The following is a 247-nucleotide window of genomic DNA, read 5'->3' as shown; positions in this document are numbered from 1 at the left end:
ATGATCCGCGTTGATGGCGCATCAGAATTCAAAGGCTACGAAAATCTGGAACTGACTGGCAAAGTGACCGCCCTGTTTGTTGACGGTAAAGCCGTAGACAGCATCAACGCGGGTCAGGATGCGGTTGTCATTCTGGACAAAACGCCGTTCTACGCGGAATCCGGCGGCCAGGTTGGCGATAAAGGCGAACTGAAAGGCAACGGTTTCAGCTTCAGCGTAAGCGACACGCAGAAATACGGTCAGGCGA

1 protein-coding gene is annotated in these 247 nt (G+C 53.4%); it reads left to right on the top strand.

All coding sequences use genetic code 11. The annotated features are described in order from the left end of the window. The coding region (locus tag ACPYOJ_RS36210) for an alanine--tRNA ligase-related protein (RefSeq protein WP_481420511.1) at positions 1-247 on the top strand (247 nt) is incomplete at its 3' end.

It is taken from the genome of Rhizobium sp. SVR5-9E, from assembly GCF_056755095.1.
Note: the sequence above shows the minus strand (reverse complement) of the source record. Positions and strands in the feature narration are given on the sequence as shown.